Genomic DNA, 26,863 nt, shown 5'->3' with positions numbered 1-26,863 from the left:
CTTTCTCTGCACAGGAGAACGTTCGTTCTCCCCGTTGTCGGCTAGTGTAGAGAACGTTCGTTCTCCTGCAAGGTCACGGGAAGTGTCATGGGTCACGACGAAGCCCGCACGCGGATACTCGACGCCGCGGAGAAGCTCTTCTACGAGCGCGGAATCCAGTCCGTCGGGATGGATGAGCTCCGCACCGCGGCCGGGGTGTCGCTCAAGCGGCTCTATCAGTGCTTCCCCGCCAAGCACGACCTCGTCGAGGCGTATCTGCGCCGCCGCGACACCCGCTGGCGCGCCGCACTCGCCGAGTACGTCGACGCGCATGCCGACGATCCCGCGGCCCGGCCGCTCGCGGTCTTCGACTGGCTGGGCGACTGGTTCACGGAGGGCGGCTTCCGTGGCTGCGCCTTCATCAACGCGTACGGAGAGCTGGGGGCGACCTCCGACCGGGTCGGGTGTGTCGCACGGGAGCACAAGGAGGCGCTGCTGGGGTATGTGGCCGGGCTGGTGCGGGCGGTGCCGGTCGCCGAACCGGAAGCGCTGGCACGGCAGTTGGTGCTGCTGATCGACGGTGCGATCGCCGGTGCCGCCCTCATGGGCGAGCCCTCCGCCGCCCGGCAGGCCCGTACCGCCGCCGCCGCGCTCATGGAGGCGGCGGGGAGTGCGGCGGGGCCCGGGGCGGCGCACAGCGAGACCTGATGGCGCGTTAGTTCAAGGTGCGAACTAAGATCAACTACGTGACCGCGGTCCCCGCCACGCCCCATTCGTGGCGGGATTTTTCGCGTCTGCCGCCCGTACTCCGAGGAGAGGAATCCCCCCTTCTAGGGGTGAACGACGACGCGGCCGCAGCTCACCCCGAGCTGTGGCCGCGTCGGCTTTCGGCGAGGGTGGGGCAGTCCGGCCCCCGCTCCGGATTCTCGGGTGCCGGCCCCCCGGGCCTGACGACGGGCCCGGGACACCTGCCGTTGGGACGGGCTTCAGGTTGCCTTCAGGAAGGGTGCGTAAGGGTGGCCTTACGTGCTCAGGGAGCACGCCCGGCAGGGGAACCGTCCCGCGCCGGGCGCGCCGCCGTCTCACCGTCGAGGCAGCGGCCGCGCCACCCATGACCCGACCACACCACGCGCCCACGGAGGGCGAGTAGGAGGCAGGCCACCATGCAACAACTCACCGCGCACGCCCGTTCCTTCGAGAACCGCTGCGCCGAGCGCGGCGAGGAGTTCCGCAGGCTCGGAGCCGGGCAGTCGCCGCAGGCGCTGTTCGTCACATGCTCCGACTCGCGGGTCGTTCCCGCACTGATCACCGGGGCGGCGCCGGGCGATCTGTTCGAACTGCGCACCGCGGGCAACATCGTTCCCGAGTACCGCCCCGAGCGGCCCGCGGGGGAGGCCGCCACCATCGAGTACGCCGTACAGGTCCTGGGCGTGGAGCACATCGTGGTGTGCGGCCACTCACACTGCGGGGCGGTCGGTGCGCTGGTCCGCGGGGAGGACCTGACCGGGGTGCCCGCGGTCCGGGGCTGGCTGGAGAGCGCCGCACCGGAACTCCCGGGCGGCGCCGGGACGGACGGCGGCACACCGGAACTCGCCGACGCCGTCCAGCGGCACGCGCTGACGCAGGCGGAGCGGCTGCGGTCCTACCCGTGCGTGGCGGAGGGTCTCGCCGCCGGGCGGCTGTCTTTGGACGTCTGGTTCTACGAGGTGCATACGGGGGCCGTGCGCAGGCACCGGCCGGAGACGGGGCACTTCGAGTCGCTGTGAGCGGGCGCCTGCCCGATCCGCCGGCCAACCGACCCGCCGCCCGTCCCGCCCCACGCACCCCATCGGAGAGATCTCCATGCTCACCGCGCTCCAGCGCACCACCGCCAAGTTCCCCAACCTCAGTCCCGGCACACTCCGCCGTGATGTCCTCGCCTCACTCGTCGTCTTCCTCGTCGCCGTCCCGCTGTGTGTCGGTGTCGCCGTCGCCTCCGGGGTGCCGGCCGAACTCGGGCTGATCACCGGCATCGTCGGCGGCCTGGTCGTCGGCTGTCTGCCGGGCAGCTCGTTCCAGGTCAGCGGCCCCGCGGCCGGGCTCACCGTGCTCGTCCACGAGGCCGTGCAGCAATTCGGCCTGGCGTCCCTGGGCGCGATCGTGCTCGCTGCCGGACTGCTGCAACTGGCACTCGGCGCGCTGCGCTGCGGCCGGTGGTTCCGGGCGATCTCCGTCGCCGTCGTCCAGGGCATGCTGGCCGGGATCGGGCTGATCCTCATCCTCGGCCAGGTGTACGCCATGGCCGACACCGACCAGCCCAGCAGCGGCCTCGCCAAGATCACCGGACTGCCCGGCCTCGCCGCCGGGATCGCGAACAGCCCCGAGGCCTTCACCGCGTTCGCGGTCGGCGTGGGCACCCTCGGCCTGCTCGTGCTGTGGCCGCAGCTGCCCGCGAAGGTCCGTCTGGTGCCCGGACCGCTGGCGGCCATCGCCGTCGCCACCCTGGTCACCGCGGGGTTCGCGCTGCCCATCGCCAAGGTGGAGGTGCAGGGTCTGCTGGCGTCGATCCAGCCGCCCGGCCTCGGTGAACTCGGCGGACTGGCGCAGCTGTCCGTCCTCGGCACCGTGCTCGCCTTCGCCCTCATCGCCTCCGCGGAGAGTCTCTTCAGCGCCGCGGCGGTGGACCGGATGACCGGGGCCCGTACGGACTACGACAAGGAGCTGATGGCGCAGGGCGCGGGCAACACGGTCTGCGGGCTGCTCGGTGCCCTGCCGATGACCGCGGTGATCGTCCGCAGCGCGGCGAACGTACAGGCCGGGGCACGGACCAAGGCCTCCCGGGTGCTGCACGGCGGCTGGCTGCTGGTCTTCGCCGCGCTGCTCCCGGCGGCCCTCGGGGTCGTCCCGCTCGCCGCGCTCGCCGCCGTCCTGGTGCACGCCGGGGCGAAGCTGGTGCCCGTACGGCAGCTGCCGCAGCTGTGGCGGGAGCACCGGGGCGAGGCGGTGATCCTCGGGGTGACCGCGGGCGCGATCGTCTTCACCAACATGTTCGAGGGCGTGCTGCTCGGCCTGCTGCTGGCCGTCGTGAAGACCGCCTGGGAGACCTCCCATGTCCAGATCGACGTACGGGAGTTGACGGGCGGACGGACCCTCGTCGCGCTCAGCGGCAATGCGACCTTCCTGCGGCTGCCCAAGATCCTGGACACGCTGGAGGCGCTGCCCCGTGACAAGCCCGTCGAGCTGGACCTGACGGAGCTGCGGCACCTGGACCACGCCTGCCGCACCGCGCTGGACGGCTGGACCACCCAGCACAACGCCGCGGCGGCCCCGCCCTCAGCGGACCGGCCGGCCACGGTGACGGCCGGGCGGTCCACGGCCTCCTGACGCGAATGCGCGGCGCGGGCCCCGGCGGTGAAGGAACCGCCGGGGCCGCGCTGTGTCTTCCGGGGCCGGCCCGCCCGCCCCTAGCCCAGCGCCCGCTCCAGGCTGCCCAGCGCCGACTCCAGCTCCTCGGCGGTGATGGTCAGCGGCGGGGCCAGCCGGATCGTCGAGCCATGGGTGTCCTTGACCAGGACGCCTTCCTTGAGCAGGCGTTCGCTGATCTCCCGGCCGGTGCCGAGGGCGGGGTCGATGTCGACACCGGCCCACAGGCCGCGGGCGCGGAAGCCCGTCACACCCTTGCCGGTCAGCGCGGCCAGGCCGCTGCGCAGCTGTGCGCCGAGTTCGGCGGCGCGGCGCTGGAACTCCCCTGTGGCGAGCAGCTCGACCACCGCCGAACCGACCGCGGCCGCCAGGGGGTTGCCGCCGAAGGTCGAGCCGTGCTGGCCGGGGCCGAGCACGCCGAGCACCTCGCGGCGGGCGACGACCGCGGAGACCGGGACGATGCCGCCGCCGAGAGCCTTGCCGAGCAGCAGCATGTCCGGCACCACGGATTCGTGCTCGACCGCGAGGGTGGTGCCGGTGCGGCCCAGCCCGGACTGGATCTCGTCGGCGATGAACAGGCAGCCGTTGCGCCGGGTCAGTTCGCGTACGCCGGTGAGGTAGCCGTCGTCGGGGATGAGGACGCCCGCCTCGCCCTGGATGGGCTCGATGAGTACGGCGGCCGTCGTCTCGTCCAGGGCCGCTTCGAGCGCGGCGAGATCGTTGTACGGGACGGTGCGGAAGCCGGGGGCGAAGGGGCCGAAGCCGATGCGGGCCGTGTCGTCGTCGGAGAAGCCGACGATGGTGGTCGTCCGGCCGTGGAAGTTGCCGCCCGCCACCACGATCGTCGCCCGGTCCGCCGGGACGCCCTTGACGTCGTACGCCCACTTGCGGGCGACCTTGATGCCGCTCTCCACCGCCTCGGCGCCGGTGTTCATCGGCAGCACCATGTCCAGGCCGGTCAGCTCGGCGAGGCCCTCGGCGAAGCCGGCGAGCCGGTCGTTGTGGAACGCCCGCGAGGTGAGGGTGAGCTGGTCGAGCTGGCGGTGCGCGGCCTCGATCAGGGCCGGGTGGCGGTGGCCGAAGTTGAGGGCCGAATAGCCGGCCAGCATGTCGAGGTAGCGGCGCCCCTCGACGTCCTCGACCCAGACGCCTTCGGCGCGGGCGACCACCACGGGCAGCGGGTGGTAGTTGTGCGCGAGGACCGGGCCCTCGGCCTGGATGAGCTCCGCGGACGAACGGGGAGCGGCCTGCGCGGGGACGGTACGGGTGGGAGCGGTCATCAGCGGATCTCCTGGGTGCAGCACTTGATGCCGCCGCCGGCCTTGTGGAACTCCGACAGGTCGACGGGGACGGGGACATAGCCGTGCGCGCCGAGCTGCGCGATCAGGCCGGTCGCCTGCGGGGCGACGAAGACATGGCGGCCGTCGGAGACGGAGTTGAGGCCGAAGGCCATGGCGTCGTCCCGGGTGGCGAGCACCGCGTCGGGGAACAGCCGCCGCAGCACCTCACGGCTGCCGGACGAGAAGGCCTCGGGGTAGTAGGCGATGTTTGCCTCGCCCGTCTCCGGCGTCTCCTCCAGGACGAAGAGCGCGGTGTCCAGGTGGTAGAAGTACGGGTCCACCAGCTGGAGGCCGATCGTCGGTACGCCGAAGAACTCCTGCACCTCGCGGTGCGCCGCCGGGGTGGTGCGAAAGCCCGTACCCGCCAGGATGTAGCGGCCGGCCGGTACGAGATCGCCCTCGCCCTCGCACTGCGACTCCGGCCGGTAGACGTCGTATCCGGCCGCCTTGAACCAGGTCTCGTACTCCGTGGACTCCGGCCGCCGCTGCGGTGCGTGGAAGTGCGAGCCGAAGACCCGGCCGCCCACGACGAGCGCGGAGTTCGCCGCGAACACCATGTCCGGCAGGCCGGCCACCGGGGTCACGGTCTCCACGGTGTGCCCGTGCGCGCGGTAGGTGCCCATCAGGGCCTCCCACTGGCGCCCCGCGAGCGCGGTGTCCACCGGCACATCCGCTCGCATCCATGGGTTGATCGCGTAATGCACGGCGAAGTGTCTGGGCTCGCAGACCAGATAGCGCCGGGGGCGCGACACACGACTCATCGGCACGGGACGATCCCTTCGCTTCCTCAGGGGCATACGGGTGACCAGGTGTCACAGAGGGTCACCCGGAGTGCTTCCAAGGTAAGGAGCGAGGGAATCGGGACACAAGAAACAAATGCTGCTCAGCTGCGCAGCAATGCTGCGTCTCGCGGGCACTGAACGCAGCATTCCTGCGCGATCCCGTCACGCATTCCGCGTCCGGGGCGTGGGTGCCGGGCTCCCGGCGGCTGTGACGGGCCGCGCGCACCGGCCCGCTTCAGCGGGTGGTCCCTCCCGAGGACTGCTGGGCGCCCGCCTCCGGGCTGTCCGGCAGCAGATGGGACAGCACCATGTAGCTGATCGTCTTGCGGATGAACGGCTCGGCCCGGATGCGTTCGAGCACCTCCTCGAAGTGCTCCACATCGGTCGCCCGGACGTGCAGCAGCGCATCGGCGCCCCCGGTGACGGTCATCGCCGCCGCGATCTCCGGGTGGTTGCGCACCACCTCCGCGAGCCGGCGGGGCGGCGCCGCGCTGTCGCAGTACACCTCGACATACGCCTCGGTCAGCCAGCCCAGTGCGGCAGGGCGGACGGTGGCGGTGAACCCCGTGATCACGTTGTTCTCCCGCATCCGGTCCACCCGCCGCTTCACCGCGGTGGACGACAGCCCGATCGCCGCACCGATCTCCGCAAAGCTCGCCCGGCTGTTGTCGATCAGCGCCGCAACGATCTTGCGGTCGAGGTCGTCGAAGGGCACGGCCTTGTTGGTCACAGGGGCCTCCCGATTGATCCCGGTCCATCCCGGTGATGCTCCGTCGCGGTCGCCTCACGGTAGCGACACCGGGGGCGGGAGGAGCGGGGGCCGGGCTGGTGGCTCGCCAGGAGTTCGGGACCGGGCTGGTGGCTCGCTAGTGGACAGCCCTTAGGGGTTCTGGGGATGGCGTGACGTATCCGGCATACGGGGCGGGGCCGGGTGCGTGGGTCCACCGTCCCCGGCGGACGCCGCATGGGATCCTGGTGTGTCATGGATCTGCCGGACGGTCGGTGGACGTGCGGCGATGACGAGGGTGCCCGATGAGACTCTGCTTCCTGGTGGAGGAGCAGTACCGCCATGACGGCATGCCCCTGGAGGTGATCCACCAACTCCGCGCCTGGGACCACCAGGTGGACGTGGTGTGGCCCGGCCGCTCGCTGATCCGGATATCCGAGGCGATACGGGCGGGCAGCCACGACGCCTGGGTCCTCAAGACCGTCTCCGGCGGTCCGGGCCTGACCCTCCTGGAAGCGGCCGCTTCCGTCGGGCTGACGACGGTCAACGACGTCCGGGCCATCCGTGGCGTACGGGACAAGGCGCTGGCCGCGGTGATCGCCCGCGGCAAGGGGCTGCCCGTCCCCGTGACGTATGCGGCGGCCCGTCCCGAGGAGTTCGCGGAGATACCGGAGGCGGAGTTCCCCCTCGTGGTCAAGCCCGCCGACGGCAGCTCCGGGCGCGCCGTCCGGCTGGTGGCGACGCCGGACCGGCTGCCGGCCCCGGTGGAGCCGGACGGACCGGCCGGCGGGCTGCTCATCGCCCAGCCCTACGTCCCCAACTCCGGTACGGATCTGAAGGTGTACAGCGTCGCCGGTGAGCTGTACGCGACCGAGCGGTGCTCCCCGCTGCACCCCGCTCACGCCGTCCGCGAACGGCAGGTACCGCTCACCCCCGAAGTTGCCCGGATCACCGCCGAGATAGGCGACGTGTTCGGCCTCGACCTCTACGGGGTCGACATCCTGCTCGGCCCGGACGGCCCGGTGATCGTCGATATCAATGACTTCCCCAGCTTCCGCCAGGTGCCGGACGCGGTCGCCCGGGTGTCCGCCGCCGTCCTGGACCTCGCCCGTCATGGGACGAGGGGGCGGGTGGCGTCCGTACGGGAGGCGTCCGTACGGGAGGCCGCCCCGGCGGCCCCGTTCGCCGTGCCGTCCGTTCCCCGCCCCGCCCGGCCCGCGGCGTCGATCGGCGGCGGCCGGTGAGGATCTGTCTGCTCACCGCGGACCCCGGGCATCCGCTGCTCGCCGCGGTCACCGGTCTGCTGACCCCGGAGCACCGGGTGGAAACCCTGGACCCGGGCGCCGAGGGGCCGGGACCGGACCTCTCCTCGCTCGCCGACGTCTATCTCCTCAAGGCGCGGACGCCCCGGGCGCTGGCGCTCGCCGCGCTTCTGGAGGAGCACGGCGCCCCGGTGCTCAACTCGGCCGCGGCGACCGCCCGGTGCCAGGACCGGGTGGAGATGGCCGCGGTGGCCCGCGCGGCCGGGCTGCCGTTCGCCGGCACCCGCTTTGCGGCCACCCTCGGGGAGCTGGCCGCGGCCGGTGCCCCGGCCGGGCCGCTGGTGATCAAGAGCCGGTTCAGCCGGCGCGGGGACCTGGTGACCCGCGCCCACAGCGCCGTACAGCTGCGGGAACTGGCCGCCGACTGGCACGAAGAGCCCGTGGTGGTACAGGAGTTCACCGTGAACAGCGGCTGGGACCACAAGCTGTGGGTGGTCGACGGGCAGCTCTTCGCCGCGTTGCGGCGCTCGGAGCTGGCCCCCGACGGCCGCGGCCCGACGCTGCCGCTGCCGGTCGGCGAACTGCCCGCGAGCTGGACGGCCGCCGCGCTCCGGGTCGGCGAGGTCTTCGGGCTGGAGGTCTACGGGGTGGATCTTCTCGACGCCGGGGGCGGTGCGCCCCTCATCGTGGACATCAACGCCTTCCCCGGAGTCCGCGGCCAGGCCGGTGCCCCGGAGGCGCTGGCGGCACTCGCCCTGCGGACCGCAGTGAGCGGCCGGACCGGCAGCGGGGCCGAAAGAAAAGTGCCACAAGTCAGCGAGAAATGAACCCGGTTCGGAGCACTACGGACCGAAGAAGAGTGGAGGCGGAAGCTCCTCCTCCATAAGGCCTAAGGCGCCGACCCCTGGGGTAGCGCTGCCCCCGTCAAGGAGGGCGTGGTGCAACGCGCCTTCCTTCCATACGTATTGGGGAGAGGCCGGCACCGGTGACACAGCCATTTGAATTGCCCCACTTCTACACGCCCTACCCGGCGCGGTTGAACCCGCATCTGGAGACGGCGCGGGCCCACTCCAAGAAGTGGGCCCGCGGTATGGGGATGCTGGAGGGCTCGGGCATCTGGGAGGAGAAGGATCTCGACTCCCACGATTACGCTCTGCTGTGTTCCTACACCCACCCGGACTGCGATGCCGATGCGCTCTCGCTGGTGACCGACTGGTACGTCTGGGTCTTCTTCTTCGACGACCACTTCCTGGAGAAGTTCAAGCGGACACTGGACCGGAAGGGCGGCAAGGAGTACCTCGACCGGCTGCCCGCCTTCATGCCGATGGACCTGACGACGCCCCTTCCGGAGCCGGTCAACCCCGTCGAGGCCGGGCTCGCCGACCTGTGGGCGCGCACGGTGCCGCGGATGTCCATGGACTGGCGGCGGCGGTTCGCCGAGAGCACCGAGCATCTGCTCAACGAGTCGCTGTGGGAACTGTCCAATATCAATATCCACCGGGTGCCCAACCCCGTCGAGTACATCGAGATGCGCCGCAAGGTCGGTGGCGCGCCCTGGTCGGCGGGCCTGGTGGAGTACGCGACCGGCGCCGAGGTGCCCGCGGCCGTCGCCGCCTCCCGGCCGCTGCGGGTACTGCGCGACACCTTTTCCGACGCCGTGCATCTGCGGAACGACCTGTTCTCCTACCAGCGGGAGACGGAGGAGGAGGGCGAGCTGAGCAATGGCGTCCTGGTGCTGGAGACCTTCCTGGACTGCACCACCCAGGAGGCGGCGGACGCCGTCAACGATCTGATCACCTCCCGGCTGCAGCAGTTCGAGAACACCGTCGTCGCCGAACTCCCCGCGCTCTTCCTGGAGAAGGGCCTCGATCCGGCGTCCTGTGCGGAGGTGCTGGCGTACGCCAAGGGGCTCCAGGACTGGCAGTCCGGCGGCCACGAATGGCATATGCGCTCCAGCCGCTACATGAACGGCGGCGGGGCTGCGGCCGGCCGCTCGCAGCCCTGGTCGCCGTTCTCCTTCGGCGGGCTCGGCACCTCGGCGGCGGACCTGGACACCGCCCTGGCCACGACCGGTGCGCTCCGCCTCCGCAGCGGTACCCACCTCCCGCACCGGAAGGTCGGACCGTCCCGACTCCCCGACTTCTTCATGCCGTTCACCACCACCCTCAGCCCGCACCTGGAGGGCGCCCGGCAGCGGCTCCTCGACTGGGCCCACCGGATGGGCATCCTCCAGCCGCAGCCCGGGGTGCCGCTGTCCGACGTCTGGGACGAGCCCGCGATGATCCGGCACGATCTGGCGCTGTGCGCGGCCGGCATCCATCCGGACGCCACCCCGGAGCAACTGGACCTGAGCGCCGCCTGGCTGGCCTGGGGCACCTACGCCGACGACTACTACCCGGCGGTCTTCGGCCGCACCCGCGACATCGCCTCGGCCAAGGTGTGCACCGAGCGGCTGTCGGCCTTCATGCCGCTCGACGCCACGACGTCCGCACCGGAGCCGGTCAACGCCCTCGAACGCGGGCTGGCGGACCTGTGGACCCGCACGACGGTCTCCATGGGGCCCGAGGCGCGCCGGGCGTTCCGTGCAGCCGTCGACACGATGACGGCCAGCTGGCTCTGGGAGATCGACAACCAGATCCAGAACCGCATCCCCGACCCGGTCGACTACATCGAGATGCGCCGGGCGACCTTCGGCGCCGACCTCACCATGAGCCTGAGCCGGATCGGCCGCGGCCGGCAGGTCCCGCCGGAGATCTACCGCACCGGCACCCTGCGCTCACTGGAGAACGCCGCCGCCGACTACGCGGGCCTGATGAACGATGTCTTCTCGTACCAGAAGGAGATCGAGTACGAGGGGGAGGTCCACAACGGCATCCTGGTCGTCCAGACCTTCTTCGGCTGCGACTACCCGGCCGCGCTGGCCATCGTCCATGACCTCATGACCTCGCGGATGCGCGAGTTCCAGCATGTCGCGGCCCATGAACTCCCGGTCGTCTGCGAGGACTTCCAGCTCTCGGCCGAGTCGCGCGAGGCGCTGGACGGCTATGTCCGCGAGCTGGAGCACTGGATGGCCGGCATCCTCATCTGGCACCGGGACTGCCGGCGCTACCAGGCCTCCGAGCTGCGCCACCCGACGGGCTCGCCCGGCCGGGTGGGCGAGCCGACCGGTCTGGGCACGTCCGCGGCCCGCCTCTTCCGGTCGGTTGCGCGCGTGGGGTAGACGGGCGGTGGCCTGGCATGTCCGCGGCCCGGCCCGCCCTCCCGCCGACTGCGGGGCGGGCCGGGCCCGTCGGCCGCGGACTCCCGGCACCATGCGCCCGTGCCCCTCCCGTGCGCACTTCCGCGTCATGTGCCATCGACCTATGGTTCATGACTCATGCCTGCGGGGGCGAGACGTCAGGGGGCGAGCGATGGCGGCAGGGAGTGCACCGGGCGGGTCGGCAGGTGCTTCGGCGGCACGGCGGGCGCAGCAGGCCCGCCGCCAGGAGCGCCTGTTACGCGAACAATGGCAGGCCGCCAGGCAGCGGGCCGAGCGCTGGGAGGCGGCGAGCGAGGGGGAACAGCGGGTCGCCGCCCAGCTGCTGATGCTGACCGAGCGGGGTTGGCGGCTGCTCGTGGACCGGCGCTGGCCGGGCACCCGCGCGGCCAATGTCGACATGCTGCTGATCGGCCCCGGCGGGGTCTTCGTCATCGACGTCAAGAACTGGCGGGCCGCACCGGAGACCTCGGGCGGCCGGCTGCGGGCCGGGGGGTTCTCCCGCGATGAGCACCGTCGCAAGCTGCTCGCGGTCACCAAGGCCGCCGAGAGCGCGGTGGCGTCCCTGGGGATGTCCCCGGTGGCGGTGCGTCCGCTGCTGGCCTTCGCGGGACACCGGGTCGACGCGGAGCTGGGCCGGATACGGCTGCTGGGCGAGCGGGAGATCGGACCGGCGCTGCTCTCGGAGCGCACCCGGCTGTCAGCGGAGTCCGTCCGGGCCCTCGCCGATCATCTGGAGCGGGCCTTCCCCGAGTACGAGGCCCCGCCCGCCGCCGCCACCCCGGACGCCGTCTCCCGCACCCCGGACGCCGCCACCCGGCCATCGGCCGCCGGGTCCGACGGTCTCTTCGACCTCGACGGGCTGCGGGAAGCCGCCCTCGACGAGGTGCGCCGGGCCCCCATCGAGCGGTGGATGACCTTCCTCGATCCTGACCAGCTCGCGCTGGTACGGCGCAACTGGGCCGGCCCGGCCAGGATCAGCGGCCCGGCCGGCACCGGCAAGACGGTCATCGCCCTGCATCGCGCCGCCTACCTGGCTCAGCGCACCAACGGCCGCATCCTGTACGTCACCTTCGCCAACAACCTCCCCCGCGTACAGGCCACCTTCCTGAAGACCATGGCCCCGGCGGTGGCCGACCGGGTCGACTTCCGCAGCCTGCACTCCTGGGCACAGGAGTATCTGCGCGACCGGGGCGTCCCGGTCCATCTGCACAAGGAGAAGGCGGAGACGGCCTTCAGCTTCGCCTGGAAACACGTCGGCCGGAACAGCTGTCTGACCGAGATCGATCCGCTGCACCCGTACTGGCGGGAAGAGATCGACTACGTCATCAAGGGCCGCGGCCTCACCTCCTTCGAGGAGTACGCCGCCCTCCCGCGCCGTCGCCGCCGCGCCGGTCTGCGCCGCCCGCACCGGCAGGCCGTCTGGTCCCTGTACGAGGCGTACGAGGCACAGCGCACCGAGCGCGCCGTTCACGACTTCAACGATGTGCTCTCCCTCGCGCTCGCCGAGGCGGCCGGCCGTACCGGCCACAGCGCCTACACGGCCGTCGTCGTGGACGAGGTCCAGGACCTGACCCTCGTCGGGGTGCGCCTGCTGCATGCCCTGGTGGGCGACACCCCCAACGGACTCCTCCTGGTCGGGGACGGCCAACAGGCCGTCTACCCGGGCGGGTTCCGTCTCTCGGACGCGGGCATCGACATCCGCGGCGACCGTGGCCAGGTGCTGCGCGCCAACTACCGCAACAGCAAGGAGATCGTGGACACCGCGCTCTCCGTGGTCGCCGAGGACGCCTTCGAGGACCTCGACGGCACGCGCACCCCGGGCCGCCGGGACGTCGACCTGACCTACCACGACGGCGAGGTGCAGCGCGCCGTACTGCCCACCCCCGTCGCGCACGACGAGGCCCTGCTGACCGCGCTGGGCGCCCTGTCCCCCCAGGAGCTGGCCGGCTCCGCCGTTCTCTGCCCCTCGAAGCGCGCCATCGAGCACTACCAGCGCCTCCTCACCCGGGCGGGCCTGCCCGTCTGCGCGCTGGACCGCTACGACGGACACCCGGTCGAGGCCGTCAAACTCGGCAGCTACCGCCGTGCCAAGGGCCTGGAATTCAAGCGCGTCTATCTGCCGCAGCACGACGCCCATCTGCCCAAGGGGACCCCGGACGGTCCGGCCCCCGCCGAAACCGCCCACGAGCGCGCGGAACTGGCGCGCAGTCAGCTCTACGTCGCCATGACCCGCGCCCGCGACGTCCTCTGGCTGGGCAGCGTCCGGCCGGTCGAGGAGAGCTGACCCACTGGAGCCGCCGGCGACGGCCGTCCGTACAGCCGACGGCGGCGGCGAGGGCGAGGGCGACGGCCTACGGCTGCGGTGGCGGCGGCTGCGGCGACGGCCTGCGGCTGCGGCGACGGCCTACGGCTGCGGCTGCGGCGAAGACGGCGGGGCCGGTGACACGGGCGGTCGGCGCGCCCAGCCAGCCCGAAATGTGCTGCTGCTCGGTGAATCTCCCCTTCGAGGTGAATATCCCGAGAGGGCGTCGGGAACCCCACATGGCGACATTCCGTATGGGCCTGACCCAGGACCGGCCCGCCGTCATGGCTGACAGGAGTTCCGACTGTGCGACGCAAGACCGCTTTCCTTGGTGCGCTGGCTCTCACCGGGGGGCTCGTCGCGTTCGCTCCCTCCGGCGCACATGCCGTCACCGGCGTCATCACGTACCACACCCGGCCCGAGAACCGGCCGCACGAGATCCTCGACCCCGGCGACGACCACTGCTACGGAGTGGGGGACGGCTACGGCGAGGTGGACAACGACACCCCCACCGACCTCGTCCTCTACACCGGCCGCGACTGCACCGGCCGCGTGGTGACCGTCGTGCGCGCCCGCTCCTGGCTCAACGCCAAATTCGGCAGCCTCCAACTGAGCGCGAACGGCCCCCGGGAAGCGGTCACGTCCGCCGACGAGGACCGCCCGGATGACCAGGATCGACGCGATGGCCAGGATCGACGCGATGGCCAGGATCGTCGGGACGACCAGGATCGTCGGGACGACCAGGATCGTCGGGACGACCAGGACCGTCGCGACGACCGGGATCCTCGCGATGACCAGGCCCGCTCCGATGATCCAGACCGTTCGGACAACCCGGATCGCTCCGATGACCCGAACCGCTCCGATGACCGGGACCCTTCCGGCAGCGACAGCCCGGACCGCCGCTCCGACGGTCAGGACACCTCGGACGACCCGGCCCGTTCCGACGACTCAGATGCCTCCGGCAACCCGGACCCGTCCGGCAGCTCCGACCCCTCCGACAGCTTGGATCACTCCGACCACCCGGAGAGCCCGCTGGACCCGGACAAATCAGCCGACAACTCGGCGGACACCTCGGAACGCCGCGATCGGCCCGCGAGTTCGGCGAGCGCGAGCCCCGTGGACCCGGTGAACGCGGGAAGCCCGGGACGGCCGGGACGCCCGGGGCGTTCGGGGGGCGCGGGCTAGGAGGACGACGCGGCGCACTCCCGCCGTACGGGCCCGTGCCAGGAACGGCAGCATCACGACGGCCGGGTCCGGCCCCGCTCGGTCCGTCCGTCCGCCGCGCCGCGCGATCGGCCACGACGCGGCTGCGGACGAGACGCAGGACGGCACCTCTCGGCACCCGCGCATCGCTCAGCGCCGTGTGGGGCGGCCGGCCCAGTCGGTCAGGGCGTGGTGTCGCTCGATGCGGCGGGCCGGCAGCGCCGGGGTGCGGGTGGCCCAGGCGATATGGCCGTCGGGGCGGATGAGGATCTCGCGTACCCCGTCGAGGTCGGTGCGGTGCCCGTGCCGGGTGACGGTCAGGGCGGTCACCCGCTGCCCCCAGCCCGTGGTGACGGTTCGCCTCAGCTGCTCGTCACCCGCGAGGTCCAGCAGGACGAACCGGCCGCGCGGCAGGAGTTCATGGGCGCGGACGGCCGCTGAACCGGCCGCCGTCAGGGCGACATCGGGCATTCGTCGTCCCACCAGGGGATCGGCGTCGGCGGCGGTGGGCGGATAGGCCGTGTCGAGCGCGGAAATCCGCCCGGCCAGACGTCGGTTGACCTCCTCGATACCCAGCAGCTCCGTCAGCAGTTTTCGCAGCGCGGCGGCCGGGCGCTGATACGGGGGGAGCAGGGGCAGCTCCATCAGCAGCGTCTGGACCTCGGTGTTCTCCGTGACCGCCTGTCCGATCGGATGACGCTCGGCGTGGTAGCTGTCGAGCAGTCCGGGCGGCGCCCAGCCGTTGATCTCGCCGGCGAGCTTCCAGCCCAGGTTCATCGCGTCCTGGAGCCCGGTGTTGAGGCCCTGGCCGGCCGCGGGGAAGTGGATATGCGCGGCATCGCCCGCCAGCAGGACACGTCCGGCGCGGTAGCGGGCGGCGAGCCGGGTGGCATTGCCGAAGCGCGACAGCCAACGGGGCTGGGCCACCCCGCAGTCGGTGCCGCAGATTCCCGCCAGGGAGGTCCGGAACTCCTCCAGAGTCAGCGGCTCGGCGGCCGGTGTGCGCATCCGCCGCGGATCGACGAGGACGATCCGGGTGAGGCCTCCCGTCCGCCCCTCCGCCGGGCCGCCGTCCGTCCGTTCGTCCCCCGGCTCCGGCTCCGGCTCCAGCGGGGCGATCAGTACGCCCTGGGCGCGCGCACGGTCGAGGGCCGCCGGGTCGACGACCGCGAAATCCCCCAGTGCGCCGGTCAGGGTCTCGTCGGTGCCGGGGAACTCGATACCGGCGGCCCGGCGCACCGCGCTCCGTCCGCCGTCGCACCCGACCACGTACCGAGCGCGTACGGTCCTCAGGTCACCGCCGGGCACGCGGACGTCCACCTCGACACGGCCCGGGTCCGTGCGCCCGTCCCGCCCGTCGCCGCCACCTCGGCCGCCGTCTTCGCCGATGTCACTGCCGATGCCACTGCCCCTGTCACGGCCGTCGTCCTGGCGCAGGCCGACCACCTCGTGTCCGCGCCGGATCGGTACGTCGAGTGCGCGGGCGCGCTCCGCCAGCAGCTGCTCGGTACGGGCCTGGGTGAGGAACAGCGTGTAGCCGTGCCGGGTGTCCAGCGCGCTGAAGTCCAGCCGGGTGTCCAGTCCGGCGAAGTGCCACCCCGGTACGGCTCGCCCGCGCGCCAGGAAGCGCTCCACCAGGCCCCGTTGGTCCATCAGCTCGACACTGCGGGGGTGCAGGGTCAGCGCCCGCGAATGCCGCTGGGCCTCGGTCCGCCGCTCAAGGATCTGCACCCGCACGCCGCCCAGCGCCAGCTCGGCGCCGAGCATCAGCCCGGTCGGTCCCGCACCCACCACGATCACATCGACATCGGTGTCGGCATCCATCAGATGTCTCCCCGCAGTTCCGCCCACCATTTAGTGAACAACGTTCACGTGAACGCTGTTCACTATAATGAGAGCCATGAGCGCCGCGTCAACCCCCAGCCCTCCCAGCTCTCCCAGTCCTCCCAGGCCTCCAGGCGCCCGGTCCGCCGCCACCACGGGGCGCGGCCGGCCCCCGAAGCTCGACCAGGTGCGCACCGTCGAGGCGGCTCTGGCGCTGCTGGACGAGGTCGGGCTCGACGCGCTCACCATGCGGCGGCTGGCCGAGGCGATGGACGTACGGGCCGGTGCCCTGTACCGCTACTTCGCGACCAAGCACGAGCTGCTGACCGCGATGGCCGAGGTGCTGCTGGCCGACTGCCTCGAACGGCCGCTCTCGTCGCCGGACTGGAGCGAGCGGCTGGCCGAACTGGCCCGCCGGATGCGTACGGCGCTCCTCGGCCGCCGCGACGGCGCTCGCGTCTACGCCGGTACGCATGCCACCGGCGCACACACCCTCGGCTTCGCCGACGCCCTCATCGGTGTCCTGTGGGAGGCGGGCTTCGCCGCCGACGACGCGGGCCGGGCCGCCCTCACACTCGTCCACTTCACCCTCGGCCACACCCTGGAGGAGCAGGCCGCCCGCCAGGGGGCGGCGGACGAAGGCCCGGCGGACCCGGACCTGCTGCGCGCGGCGGTGGCGCCGGGGCGATACCCCCATCTGGCCGCCGCGTTGCCGGTGCTGAGCAGTACGGATTTCACGGCCCACTTCGAGTTCGGGCTGGGGCTGCTCCTCCAGGGCCTGCGCGCCCTCGGGCCCGGCTCCACGCCCCCGGGGACCGGCGGGTGACGCCGTGCCCGAACTGCCCGACGTCGAGGCGTTCCGGGGGATTCTGGCCTCCTGCGCGCAGGGGAGGCTGATCCGGCGGACCGAGGTGTACGACGCGGGCGTCCTGCACGGGGTGAGTGCCCGGCGACTGCGCCGCGAACTGACCGGCCGCCGGTTCGCCGAGCCGGAGCGGCGCGGCAAGTGGCTGCTCGCGCACACCGACGGCCCCACCGTGCTGCTGCACTTCGGGATGACCGGCGAGCTGGTGTGCGCCGGCCCCGCCGACCCGCCGCACGCCCATGACCGGGTGGTGTTCACGGTGGGCCGCGATCGCCAGCTCCGCTACCGCGACCAGCGCAAACTCCAGGGCCTGTGGCTGGTCGACGAGGCCGGTCTCGACCGGATGCTGTGTGATCAGGGGCCGGATGCGGCGACGGTGACCCGTAAGACGCTGGAGGCGGTGCTCGCCGGGCGGCGCGGCAGCCTCAAGTCGGTCCTCATGGACCAGTCGGCGCTGGCCGGACTCGGCAATCTGCTCGTCGACGAGATCCTGTGGCGCGCCCGGCTGCACCCCGCCCGCCGGGCCGGTGCGCTCTCCGCCGACGAGTGCGGCCGGCTGTACACGGAGCTGCGCCGCACCCTGCGGTCAGCGGTACGCGCCGGACGCGTACCGCCGCGCCGGTCCTGGCTCACGGGGCGCCGCGACGGCCCCGGGGCGACCTGCCCGCGCTGCGGTGCGACCCTGTGCCGGAAACGCCTCGCGGGCCGCGGCACGGTGTGGTGTCCCCGCTGCCAGCCCGGCCGTACCGGCGGCGGGGACGGGGGCTGAACTGCGCCTGCCGCATGCCCCGTTGGCTGCACGCCTGTTGGCTGCTCGCCCGGTTGGCCGCATGCCCCGGTCGGCCGGTCGTCCCGGTTGACCGCGCGCCCCCGTTGGCCGACCGCCTCGTCGTCCGCTCGCCCCCGACAGGCCAACCGCGCCCCCGACAGGCCAACCGCGCCCCCGCTACCCGCCGTTCAAGTACGCCAGTACCGCCAGCACCCGACGGTGGCCGGTGTCGCCGGCCGGGAGGCCCAGCTTCGCGAAGACATTGCCGATGTGTTTGCTGACCGCCCGGTCCGACACCACCAGCAGCTGGGCGATCGTGGTGTTGTCCCGGCCCTCCGCCATCAGCTGCAGCACCTCACGCTCGCGCGGCGTCAGGGTGTCGAGCGGATCGTCACGGCGCCGGGTCAGCAGCTCCGTGACCACCTCCGGGTCCAGCGCGGTGCCACCCGCCGCGACGCGTTCCAGCGCGTCCAGGAACTCGTCGACCCGGCCCACCCGGTCCTTCAGCAGATAGCCGACGCCGCTCGCGCCGCCGCCCAGCAGCTCCGCGGCATAGGTCTCCTCCACGTACTGCGACAGCACGAGCACCGGCAGACCGGGGATCTCGCGCCGGGCCGCCAGCGCCGCCCGCAGCCCCTCGTCGCGGAACCCGGGAGGCATCCGGACGTCCAACACGGCGGCGTCCGGGCGGTGTTCGAGGAGCGCGGGCAGCACCTCGGGCCCGCTGGCCGCGACCGCGGCCACCTCGTGCCCGGCGGAGGTCAGCAACAGGACCAGCCCCTCCCTGAGCAAGGCATTGTCCTCGGCGATCACCACGCGCACGGCAGCTCCACATCGATCACGGTCGGGCCCCCGGCGGGGCTGGTCACTTCCACGGTCCCGTCGAGCGCCGCGACCCGGCGCCGGATGCCGAGCAGCCCACTGCCGCCCGACGCCCCCGCGGAGCCGCTCTCCGCGCCGCCGCGCCCCTCGTCACGTACCGACAGCGTCAACCGGCCGGGCCGGCGGACGAGTTCCACCCGGGCCCGGTCCGCCCCGCTGTGCTTGGCGGCATTGGTCAGGGCCTCCGCGACGACGAAGTACGCGGCCGCCTCGACCGCCGCCGGGGCGCGCGGGCCCTCCGCCAGCCCGTCCTCGCCCACCGTCACCTCCAGGCCGCTGCTCGCCGCGAGCGCCCGCACCGCCCCCACCAGGCCCCGGTCGGTGAGGATCGGCGGATGGATGCCGCGGACGACGTGACGCAGCTCCGTGAGGGCCTCCTCGGCCTGGTTCTGTGCGTCGTCGAGGAGCTTGCGGGCCGTCTCGGGGTCCTTGTCGTAGGCCCGGCGGGCCAGCCCCACCCGCATCGACAGGGCCACCAGCCGGGCCTGGGTGCCATCGTGCAGATCCCGTTCGATCCGCCGCAGTTCGGCGCCGTGCGCGGCGACGGCACCGGCCCGGGTGACGGTCAGTTCCTCGACCCGCTCGGCGAGCCGGGCCCGGTGCCCGCTGTCCGGTGACGGCCGCAGCAGCGCACGCGACCAGGCCGCATCGAGGTCGGCGAGGCGCTCGATCAGCGGTAGTACGACGGCCCGTTGCCGCAGCAGCCCGCACCACACCCCGTCGGCCGGCAGCCCGACGGCCCACAGCGGCAGCGCGAGATACGCCAGGAGCCAGCCGTAGCCGAAGTGGACGGCGAGCCAGCGCAGATCCCGGTAGGTGCCCGGATCGGCGAGCGCGGTACGGACCCGCTCGGAGAGCCCCCCGGTGAGCGGCACATACGCCTCGGGCACCGTCGTACCCGTCCAGGCCGCCACCCGCCGCCGCTTGAACCCGGCCGTCCTGCGCAGCAGCAGGACCGTCTCGGGCAGCACACCCGCGCCGATCACGATGACCGTCGCCACGGCGGTGAACAGCAGCACCCCGAGGAAGAGATACGACAGCAGTGCCAGCCCGGCCGCCGTCATCAGCTGGGCCGTGGCCCGCCCCGCCCGCCGCACTGTCTCCCCCATGGGGCTCAGGCTAAGCGACCGGTCGCCGCGGCGCGGGCGGGTGCGCTCCCCGGCCGGGGGTGTAGTGCGCTCCACCCCGTATTCGGGAGGACGCTCCCTCGAACCGCCGGTCCGGAGCGGGCAGTCTCGACCACAGAGGCTCGGCGCACCGGCACGGTGCTGCGCCTTAACCCTTACGTCTTACCTCTTACGTCTTACCTCTTGCGTCTGACCCTTACGTCCGACCCTTCGGAAGGAACTCCCATGAAAGCCCTGCTCTGGTTCGTGCTCGTGGTCGCCGTCGCCTTAAATGTCAGCACCAGCTTCGCCTTCGACGGGGTGCAGCAGGTGCTGATCAGTGTCGGCAGCGGTGTCGTGGTGATCGGCTCGGCGGTGGGGTTGTTCCTGATGCGCACCAAGCGGTCCTGAGACGGGCACGGCCCGGGTCAGGTGCCGATCAGCCGGAGCGAGACCCACAGCGCCACCGTCGCCAGCGCGAACAGCGGGAGTTCGGGCGGCTGGGCGGGGTGCGGGCCGGGTGCCGCGGCCCGCAGCGCGGGGGCGAAGAAGCGGCGGAAGACCAGGTATTCGTCCCCACGCCTTAAGGGCGCGGGAGGTGCCCCTATTGCTTGCCCTGTACCTTGCGGACCGGGCTCCGCCAGGCGCTCAGTGCGACAGGAACTGCTGGCACTGGTACGGCCCGGCGCGTTCCTTGCCGGTCACGAGGGTCACCTGGACCTTGTCCGGGCGGGTGCCGTGGAGGAGGACCTCGGCACGAGCGAAGGTGCAGACCAGCTGGCCGGTGCTCTGGTCCCCGGGGGATTCGGCGGTGTAGCCGGGAGTCCTGACGGTGACATTGCCCTGGTGGGCGGTGACGTTGACCCACTTGTCGGGGCGGACGAGATTGGCCAGTCCGTCGGCCCGCTCTTCTTCGGTCGGCCCGTCGACCAACAGCCGGTAGGCGACGTTGAAGTTCTCGACCGTTTTGCCGGGCCGGGGCACCCCCCGCAGCCCGCTGTCGGAGGCGAAGTAGATCCGCATGTTCTTCGAGATCCCGGAGGGCGCGGTGCCGCCGGACGTGACGCCGGTGGGACGGATGCCGCAGCCCGCGGTGACGAGGGCGAGCACACAGCAGCTGAGGGCGGTGCGAGGACGCGTCATGAGGCGGATTCCGTACGGAGGGGGATCTGGAGGATGAAGACCGCGCCGACGCCCGGCGCCGGGGGTGCGAGCTCGATGGTGCCGCCGTGCAGACGGGCGTTCTCCAGGGCGATGGCCATGCCCAGGCCGCTGCCCTCGGACCGGCTGCGGGCGCTGTCGGCCTTGTAGAAGCGGTCGAAGACATGACGGGCGACCTCGGGGGCCAGCCCCGGCCCGTGGTCGGCGACCGCGACGGTGAGCCGGTCGTCCGCCGCCCGAACGGTGACGGTCACCGGTGGCGCACCGTGCCGGAGGGCGTTGCCGACGAGGTTGGCGACGATCACATCGAGTCGGCGGCGGTCGAGCCGGGCCCGGATGCCCGGGGGGAGATCGGCTTCGACCCGGTCGGTCCAGCCGCGGGCCGCGAGCGTGCCGCGCACCGCCTCGGCCATGTCCACGGAATGCACCGTGAGCGCCACGGCGCGGGCGTCGAAGCGGGATATCTCGATGAGGTCGTCGACGAGCCGGGTCAGCTTGGCGGTTTCGGCGCTGACCGTACGGGCCGCGTGTGCGGTGTCGGGGGTGAGCTGGTCGGCGTCCTCCTCCAGGACGCTGGAGACGATGGTCATGGCGGCCAGCGGAGTGCGCAGCTCGTGGGAGACATCGGCGACGAAGCGCCGGGCCAGAGCCTCCTGTTCGCGCAGCTCGCCGACGCTGTGCTCCAGCGCACCGGCGGTTTCGTTGAAGGTGTGGGCGAGTTCGGCCAGTTCGTCGCGGCCCTTCTCCTCGACCCGGATGCTCAGCTCACCGGTGGCCAGCCGGCGGGTGGCCCGCGCCAGCTTGCGGACCGGCCGCAGCACCGTGCGGGCCGCGAGCAGCGCCAGGGCGGCGGCCAGCAGCACCACGGGCACCAGGCCGCCCTGCACACTGCGTACCAACTCGGCCGCGTCGCGTTCCTCCTCGGTCAGGGAGACGACCGCGAATATCTCGACGCCGGACGGCTGCCCGGGGCTGTCGCGACCGGCCCGTGCGTCCATCCGGACCGGGGCGCCCAGGACCAGCCAGGGCTTCCCGCCGTGCTCCACCCGCTGGAGGGAGACCCGGGTCTGGGTGCGCACGGCCGCGCGCAGCTCGGGAGTGATCCGGGTCCGGTCGGCGGACGGGTCGGAGCTGGCGGTGTAGTCGCGGTATTGGGCGACGACCAGCGACCCGCGCAGGCCGGACGAGATGTCGTTGGCGAAGCGGGCCATGGAGCGGGGGTCGCTGGGGACATCGAGCTCCGGCGCGAGCTGCTCGACGCGGTTGCGGAAGTCGTCGACGGCGGTGTTCTGGGCCCGCTTGAGGACCGCGTTACGCGATTCCCGGTACGCCAGCCCGGTGGCGGTGACCGCGCTGATCAGGGCGACCACGACGACGGTGATGATCAGCCGCCCGCGGAGCCCGTCGAGGCGCGGGAGCCGTATACGGGCCCGCAGTCCGGTCCTCGCGGGCGACGAGGGGGCGGACTGCGCCGTGGTCTCCTCCGTGGTGCTCATGGCGCGCTCACAGCGGTCCGAAGCGATAGCCGAAGCCGCGCACGGTCTGGATGTAGCGCGGCTTGGCGGGGAGATCCTCCAGCTTGGCGCGCAGCCGCCCGACCGCCGCGTCCACCAGCCGGGAGTCGCCCAGGAAGTCGTGTTCCCAGACGAGTTCGAGGAGCTGCTCCCGGCTGAAGACCCGGCCGGGGGCCGCCGACAGCTCCAGCAGCAGCCGCAGTTCGGTGGGCGGGAGGGGGACGGGGGTGCCGTGCTTGGTGACGGTCAGGCCGGCCCGGTCGATGACGAGTCCGGCGAAGTTGTCGCTGTCCGTACGGGTCACCGGTCCGGCCCGGCGCAGGGCCGCCCGGATACGGGCCTCCAGCACCCGGCCGGTGATCGGCTTGATCACATAGTCGTCGGCGCCCGCCTCCAGCCCGCTCACCACGTCCAGATCGTCACCGCGGGAGGTGAGCATGATGATCGGCAGCTGGCCCCGGCCCCGGATGCGGCGGCAGACCTCGAAGCCGTCGATACCCGGCAGCATCAGGTCGACCACCGCGAGCTCGATGCCGCCGCCGCCCGGGCGGGACAGCAGCTCCAGGCCCGCCTCGCCGGTGGCGACGGCGTCGACCTCGTGGCCGTGCCGGCGCAGCACCAGCTCCATTCCGTCCCGTACGGACGTGTCGTCCTCGATCAGCAGCACATGCGGCATGCCGACGATTATGGGCGAGGGTTTGTGCAGCTCAGGAGTTATCCACAGGCCGAAAACGCGGTCCGGCGGCATTGTTACGTTCTCATCATGCGGCCATGGAGTGGCCACCAATTCCGGCCCCGACATTGTCCGCATGACGCAGAAGACACGCTCCCGCTCCCGTGCCGCACGCCTCGCGCTGCTGATCGCCGCACCCGCCCTCGTCCTGACCACGGCCTGCGGCGGCGGGGCCGAGTCGTCCGACGAAGGGGTCGCCTCCGTCGGCAAGGCGCCCTCCACCGAGCAGACCAAGGACGGCGCCGACGCGTCCAAGGGCGGTGCGCCCAAGGGCAAGAGTGCGTTCTACGACGCACAGATGAAGTTCGTCCAGTGCATGCGCAAGAAGATCAACAAGGACTACCCCGACCCCAAGCTGAGCGGCCATCTCGACTGGACGAAGATCGACGCACTTCAGGAGGCGTCGGGCGACGACAGCATCACCAAAGGCGGCCGGAAGGGAGCTTGTACGCCCGAGATGCAAAGGGCCATGAGCCTGGAGCCGCCCCGCGACACCCAGAAGGACTACGAGTCGATGCTCGCGCACGCCAAGTGCATGCGCGCCAAGGGCGTCTCGAAGTTCACCAACCCGCAGCTGCAGGACGGCAACGTCGTCCCCGGCGGTGACCCGAACCCCACCTCGCCCGAGGTCTCGTCGGACTCGTCCACCTACAAGCAGGCCCGCCAGGCATGCAAGGGCAAGCTCCTCGACGGCCTGGACGGCATGCAGTGAGCCCCGCACCGAAGCGCCGCCGGGGGCTCGTCGCCCTGGCGGCGGCGGTCACCGCGACCGCGGCGACCGCCGGGGTCATGATCCTCACCGGCACCGGCCAGGACGCCTCGGCCGACGGCCGGGGACCGAAGGGGCCGCCCACCACGACCGAGATCACCCGCACCGATCTGGTCCAGAGCAAGACCGTCGACGGAAAGCTGGACTACGCGCAGCGCCGGGTGGTGAAGTCCCCCGTGGAGGGCACGGTCACCAAGGCCGCCACATCGGGGAAGACCGTGTCGCTCGGGCAGCGCCTGTACGAGCGCGACGCCCGGCCGGTGACCCTCCTCTACGGCGCGACACCGATGTTCCGCACGATGAAGGCCGGCGCCCGCGGCCCGGACGTCCTCCAGCTGGAGCGCAACCTCCGCGACCTGGGCTTCGGGGCGGGGCTGTATGTGGACGTCCGCTTTGACGAGGCGACCAAGGCCGCCGTCAAGCAGTGGCAGAAGTCCCTCGACGTGACCCCCAACGGCGAGATCGGCCAGGGGGACGTCGTCTTCCAGCGCGGCCCGGTGCGGGTGGTGTCCGCCGACGCCGCCCTCGCCGACAGTGTGGGCCCGGACAGCAAGGTCCTGACGGTCGCCTCCACCAAGCCGGTCGTCCGGGCCGAGCTCGACGCGGCCGACGGGGCGCTGGCCGCCAAGGGCACCAAGGTGGAGATCGCCATGCCCGGCGGAGGCACCCAGCGCGGCAAGGTCAGCGGCGTGGTGGCCCCCGAGGAGTCCGATTCCGATGACGGCGGGGCGGCCGGCTCCGGTAGCTCGTCCTCGGACTCCATCAACGTGGAGATCACGCTCGACGACGGAGCCAAGCTCCAGGAGAAGGACCGCCAGGGCACCCTCCGGGTGAAGTTCGTCAGTGAAAGCCGCAAGGACGTGCTGACGGTGCCGGTCGAGGCGATCGTCGCGCTGCGCGAGGGCGGCTACGGGCTGGAGCTGGTCCAGGGCTCCAAGACCCGCATGGTGGCGGTCGAGACGGGCCTGACGGCCGACGGCCGGATCGAGGTCAGCGGGACCGGCCTGGCCGAGGGCATGAAGGTCGGAGCGGCCGAGCAATGACCCCACCCGTGATCGAACTGCGGGCGGCCACCAAGTCGTACCCGGGCGGGGTGCACGCCCTGCGGGGCGTGGACCTCCGGGTGGAGCCCGGCGAACTGACCGCCATCGTCGGCCCGTCCGGCTCCGGCAAATCCACCCTGCTCAACCTGCTCGGCACCCTCGACCGGGCCACCTCGGGCGAGGTCCGGGTCGCCGGGTACGACGTCAGCACGCTGTCCGACGCCCAGCTCTCCGCGCTGCGCGCCCGGCACATCGGCTTCGTTTTCCAGCACTTCCACCTCGCCCCTGGCCGCAGCGCCCAGGACAACGTCGCCGACGGGCTGCTGTACGGCGGGACGGGCCTGCGTGAGCGCCGTGCCCGCGCCCGTACGGCCCTGGAAGAAGTGGGGCTCGGGCACCGCATCGGCCACCTCGCCCACCAGCTCTCGGGCGGCGAGAAGCAGCGGGTCGCCATTGCCCGCGCGCTGGTCGGCGACCCCGATCTGCTGCTCGCGGACGAACCGACCGGTGCGCTGGACACCGCCTCCGGTGAGCTGGTCATGAAACTCATCCACGAGCTGCATGCGGCGGGGACGACCGTCTGCGTCATCACCCACGACAACGACATCGCCGACTCGCTGCCCCGCCGGATCCGCTTCCGCGACGGCGAGATCGTCGACGACTCCGGTGCCGCTCCCGCCGCCCCCGGCTCCTTTGCGGAGCCCACCGAGGAGGTGACCCGATGAGCGGCCCCGCACTCCGGGCGGCCCGGCTCTCCCCGGCCGATGTGCTGCGGGTCGGCGCCGAGGGGCTGCGCAGCCGCCGCACCCGTGTCGTGCTGTCCGCCCTCGGCATTGCGATCGGTATCGCGACGATGGTCGCGGTCATCGGGCTGTCCACCTCCAGCCGCGCCGATCTCATGAACCGGCTGGACCGGCTCGGCACCAATCTGCTCACCGCCGAGGCGGGCAAGGACGCCATGGGCCAAGATGCCAAACTCCCCAAGAACGCGGTGTCGATGGTCGAGCGGATCGGCCCGGTCCAGCACGCCACCGCCATCGGCACGGTCGACGCCCGGGTGCGGCGCAGCGATGCCGTGCCGGAGGAGATGGCGGCGGGTGTCACGGTGCAGGCCGCCCGTAGCGATCTGCTCGATACCCTCAACGCCCAGATCGATCAGGGCAGTTGGCTGAACCGCGCCAGTGAGCGACTGCCCACCGTCGTACTGGGTTCGGTGGCCGCCGACCGCCTCGGGATCACCGCGCCCGGCGCCAAGATCCTGCTGGACGACCGCTGGTACGTCGTCACCGGAATCCTGGCGCCCATCGAGCTGGTGCCGACCCTGGACCGTACGGCGCTGGTCGGATACCCGTCCGCCGAGCGCTACTTGGGCTTCGGCGGTCACCCGAGCGTCATCTTCGAGCGGTCGTCGGACGCCTCGGTGGAGGCGGTCCAGGGGGTCCTGGCCCGCACGGTCAACCCGAGCGACGAGGCCTCGGTGAAGGTCTCCCGCCCCTCCGACGCTCTCGCGGCCAAGGCCGCCACCGACAAGGGGCTGACCAGTCTGATGCTGGGCCTGGGCGCGGTGGCGCTGCTCGTCGGCGGTGTGGGCGTGGCCAACACCATGGTGATCTCGGTGCTGGAGCGCCGCCAGGAGATCGGGCTGCGCCGCGCCCTGGGGGCGACGAGAGGCTCGATCCGGATCCAATTCCTCACCGAGTCACTGCTGTTGTCGGCGCTCGGCGGGCTGGCGGGCGCGGCGCTGGGCGCCGCCGCCACCATCGCCTTCGCCCGCGCCCAGGGGTGGACCGCCGTCGTACCGCCCTGGGCTCTGGCGGGCGGACTGGGCGCCACTCTGGTGATCGGGGTCGTCGCCGGTCTGTACCCGGCCGTACGGGCTTCCCGGCTGCACCCGACGGTGGCGCTCAGCGCGACCTGACCGATGGCGGCGGCGCCGGTGCT

At 72.3% G+C, this 26,863-nt stretch carries 24 protein-coding genes; 15 read left to right on the top strand and 9 right to left on the bottom strand.

Going from position 1 to position 26,863, the window contains the following annotated elements:
• Positions 1-87 precede the first annotated feature (87 nt).
• The 3 genes from SLV14N_RS18830 (at position 88) to SLV14N_RS18820 (ending at position 3,342) form a co-directional block, all read left to right on the top strand.
• Complete coding sequence (locus SLV14N_RS18830) at positions 88-687, top strand: TetR/AcrR family transcriptional regulator (RefSeq protein WP_263270262.1); 600 nt, start codon at positions 88-90, stop codon at positions 685-687.
• A 455-nt stretch (positions 688-1,142) separates the two neighbouring features.
• On the top strand, positions 1,143-1,745 hold the full coding sequence (locus tag SLV14N_RS18825) for a carbonic anhydrase (protein ID WP_263270260.1): 603 nt from the start codon (positions 1,143-1,145) through the stop codon (positions 1,743-1,745).
• 76 nt (positions 1,746-1,821) lie between these two features.
• Positions 1,822-3,342 (top strand): SulP family inorganic anion transporter, encoded by a 1,521-nt coding sequence (locus SLV14N_RS18820; RefSeq protein ID WP_263270259.1) that lies wholly within the window; start codon positions 1,822-1,824, stop codon positions 3,340-3,342.
• An 80-nt stretch (positions 3,343-3,422) separates the two neighbouring features.
• Here the strand turns inward: SLV14N_RS18820 and rocD are convergent, their stop codons facing one another.
• From rocD to SLV14N_RS18805, 3 genes are all read right to left on the bottom strand, one after another.
• A complete protein-coding gene (rocD, locus tag SLV14N_RS18815) occupies positions 3,423-4,661 on the bottom strand; it encodes an ornithine--oxo-acid transaminase (RefSeq protein ID WP_208682141.1) in 1,239 nt (412 codons plus the stop codon).
• Entirely contained in the window at positions 4,661-5,482 is an 822-nt protein-coding gene (gene ddaH / locus SLV14N_RS18810; RefSeq protein WP_259670767.1) for a dimethylargininase, read from the bottom strand. The genes rocD and ddaH overlap by 1 nt, the downstream gene beginning before the upstream one ends.
• Positions 5,483-5,738: 256 nt before the next feature.
• On the bottom strand, positions 5,739-6,233 hold the full coding sequence (locus tag SLV14N_RS18805; protein ID WP_208682139.1) for an Lrp/AsnC family transcriptional regulator: 495 nt from the start codon (positions 6,231-6,233) through the stop codon (positions 5,739-5,741).
• Positions 6,234-6,535: 302 nt separating this feature from the next.
• On the opposite strand from SLV14N_RS18805, the gene SLV14N_RS18800 reads away from it, so the two are divergent.
• From SLV14N_RS18800 to SLV14N_RS18780, 5 genes are all read left to right on the top strand, one after another.
• Positions 6,536-7,474, top strand: a complete 939-nt coding sequence (locus SLV14N_RS18800) for a RimK family alpha-L-glutamate ligase (RefSeq protein WP_263270257.1) — start codon at positions 6,536-6,538, stop codon at positions 7,472-7,474.
• On the top strand, positions 7,471-8,319 hold the full coding sequence (locus tag SLV14N_RS18795) for a RimK family alpha-L-glutamate ligase (protein ID WP_263270256.1): 849 nt from the start codon (positions 7,471-7,473) through the stop codon (positions 8,317-8,319). The genes SLV14N_RS18800 and SLV14N_RS18795 overlap by 4 nt, the downstream gene beginning before the upstream one ends.
• Positions 8,320-8,477: 158 nt before the next feature.
• On the top strand, positions 8,478-10,712 hold the full coding sequence (locus SLV14N_RS18790; protein ID WP_263270255.1) for a family 2 encapsulin nanocompartment cargo protein terpene cyclase: 2,235 nt from the start codon (positions 8,478-8,480) through the stop codon (positions 10,710-10,712).
• A 190-nt stretch (positions 10,713-10,902) separates the two neighbouring features.
• Positions 10,903-13,035, top strand: coding sequence for a nuclease-related domain-containing DEAD/DEAH box helicase (locus tag SLV14N_RS18785; protein WP_263270254.1), 2,133 nt, complete (start codon positions 10,903-10,905; stop codon positions 13,033-13,035).
• 324 nt (positions 13,036-13,359) lie between these two features.
• Positions 13,360-14,238 carry an MSCRAMM family adhesin SdrC gene (locus SLV14N_RS18780; RefSeq protein ID WP_263270253.1) on the top strand — a complete coding sequence of 293 codons (879 nt, stop codon included), beginning with the start codon at positions 13,360-13,362 and terminating at the stop codon, positions 14,236-14,238.
• A gap of 168 nt (positions 14,239-14,406) precedes the next feature.
• On the opposite strand, the gene SLV14N_RS18775 is transcribed toward SLV14N_RS18780, so the two are convergent.
• On the bottom strand, positions 14,407-16,080 hold the full coding sequence (locus SLV14N_RS18775; protein ID WP_263270252.1) for an FAD-dependent monooxygenase: 1,674 nt from the start codon (positions 16,078-16,080) through the stop codon (positions 14,407-14,409).
• Between the two features lie 76 nt (positions 16,081-16,156).
• On the opposite strand from SLV14N_RS18775, the gene SLV14N_RS18770 reads away from it, so the two are divergent.
• Complete coding sequence (locus SLV14N_RS18770; RefSeq protein WP_369292820.1) at positions 16,157-16,906, top strand: TetR/AcrR family transcriptional regulator; 750 nt, start codon at positions 16,157-16,159, stop codon at positions 16,904-16,906.
• A gap of 4 nt (positions 16,907-16,910) precedes the next feature.
• Entirely contained in the window at positions 16,911-17,714 is an 804-nt protein-coding gene (locus SLV14N_RS18765) for an Fpg/Nei family DNA glycosylase (protein ID WP_263270251.1), read from the top strand.
• A 177-nt stretch (positions 17,715-17,891) separates the two neighbouring features.
• Here SLV14N_RS18765 and SLV14N_RS18760 read toward each other — a convergent pair whose 3' ends face one another.
• On the bottom strand, positions 17,892-18,536 hold the full coding sequence (locus SLV14N_RS18760) for a response regulator transcription factor (RefSeq protein WP_263270250.1): 645 nt from the start codon (positions 18,534-18,536) through the stop codon (positions 17,892-17,894).
• A complete protein-coding gene (locus SLV14N_RS18755) occupies positions 18,524-19,705 on the bottom strand; it encodes a sensor histidine kinase (protein ID WP_263270249.1) in 1,182 nt (393 codons plus the stop codon). Before SLV14N_RS18755 ends, SLV14N_RS18760 begins: the two co-directional genes overlap by 13 nt.
• Before the next feature lie 243 nt (positions 19,706-19,948).
• Here SLV14N_RS18755 and SLV14N_RS18750 point away from each other — a divergent pair, with 243 nt between their 5' ends.
• Complete coding sequence (locus SLV14N_RS18750) at positions 19,949-20,113, top strand: hypothetical protein (protein ID WP_263270248.1); 165 nt, start codon at positions 19,949-19,951, stop codon at positions 20,111-20,113.
• Between the two features lie 237 nt (positions 20,114-20,350).
• Here SLV14N_RS18750 and SLV14N_RS18745 read toward each other — a convergent pair whose 3' ends face one another.
• From SLV14N_RS18745 to SLV14N_RS18735, 3 genes are read right to left on the bottom strand one after another with little or no spacing between them, the layout of a single operon-like run.
• Positions 20,351-20,845, bottom strand: a complete 495-nt coding sequence (locus SLV14N_RS18745) for a hypothetical protein (protein ID WP_208682111.1) — start codon at positions 20,843-20,845, stop codon at positions 20,351-20,353.
• A complete protein-coding gene (locus SLV14N_RS18740; RefSeq protein ID WP_263270247.1) occupies positions 20,842-22,359 on the bottom strand; it encodes an ATP-binding protein in 1,518 nt (505 codons plus the stop codon). Before SLV14N_RS18740 ends, SLV14N_RS18745 begins: the two co-directional genes overlap by 4 nt.
• A 7-nt stretch (positions 22,360-22,366) precedes the next feature.
• Complete coding sequence (locus tag SLV14N_RS18735; protein WP_208682109.1) at positions 22,367-23,053, bottom strand: response regulator transcription factor; 687 nt, start codon at positions 23,051-23,053, stop codon at positions 22,367-22,369.
• Between the two features lie 133 nt (positions 23,054-23,186).
• Between SLV14N_RS18735 and SLV14N_RS18730 the strand changes: the two genes are divergently transcribed.
• Genes SLV14N_RS18730 through SLV14N_RS18715 form a run of 4 tightly spaced genes read left to right on the top strand, consistent with a single transcriptional unit; the run spans position 23,187 to position 26,840 of the window.
• Positions 23,187-23,822 carry a hypothetical protein gene (locus tag SLV14N_RS18730; protein WP_208682107.1) on the top strand — a complete coding sequence of 212 codons (636 nt, stop codon included), beginning with the start codon at positions 23,187-23,189 and terminating at the stop codon, positions 23,820-23,822.
• Entirely contained in the window at positions 23,819-24,922 is a 1,104-nt protein-coding gene (locus SLV14N_RS18725; RefSeq protein ID WP_263270246.1) for a peptidoglycan-binding protein, read from the top strand. Before SLV14N_RS18730 ends, SLV14N_RS18725 begins: the two co-directional genes overlap by 4 nt.
• On the top strand, positions 24,919-25,647 hold the full coding sequence (locus SLV14N_RS18720) for an ABC transporter ATP-binding protein (protein ID WP_208682102.1): 729 nt from the start codon (positions 24,919-24,921) through the stop codon (positions 25,645-25,647). Before SLV14N_RS18725 ends, SLV14N_RS18720 begins: the two co-directional genes overlap by 4 nt.
• The gene (locus SLV14N_RS18715) at positions 25,644-26,840 is read left to right on the top strand and encodes an ABC transporter permease (protein WP_208682100.1); all 1,197 of its coding nucleotides are present in this window, start codon (positions 25,644-25,646) and stop codon (positions 26,838-26,840) included. The genes SLV14N_RS18720 and SLV14N_RS18715 overlap by 4 nt, the downstream gene beginning before the upstream one ends.
• The last annotated feature ends 23 nt before the right edge of the window (positions 26,841-26,863 follow it).

The sequence above is a fragment of the Streptomyces sp. Je 1-4 4N24 genome (assembly GCF_026239515.1).
Classification (GTDB): Bacteria; Actinomycetota; Actinomycetes; order Streptomycetales; family Streptomycetaceae; genus Streptomyces; species Streptomyces nigrescens.
This window is presented reverse-complemented; position numbering and strand designations above follow the sequence as displayed.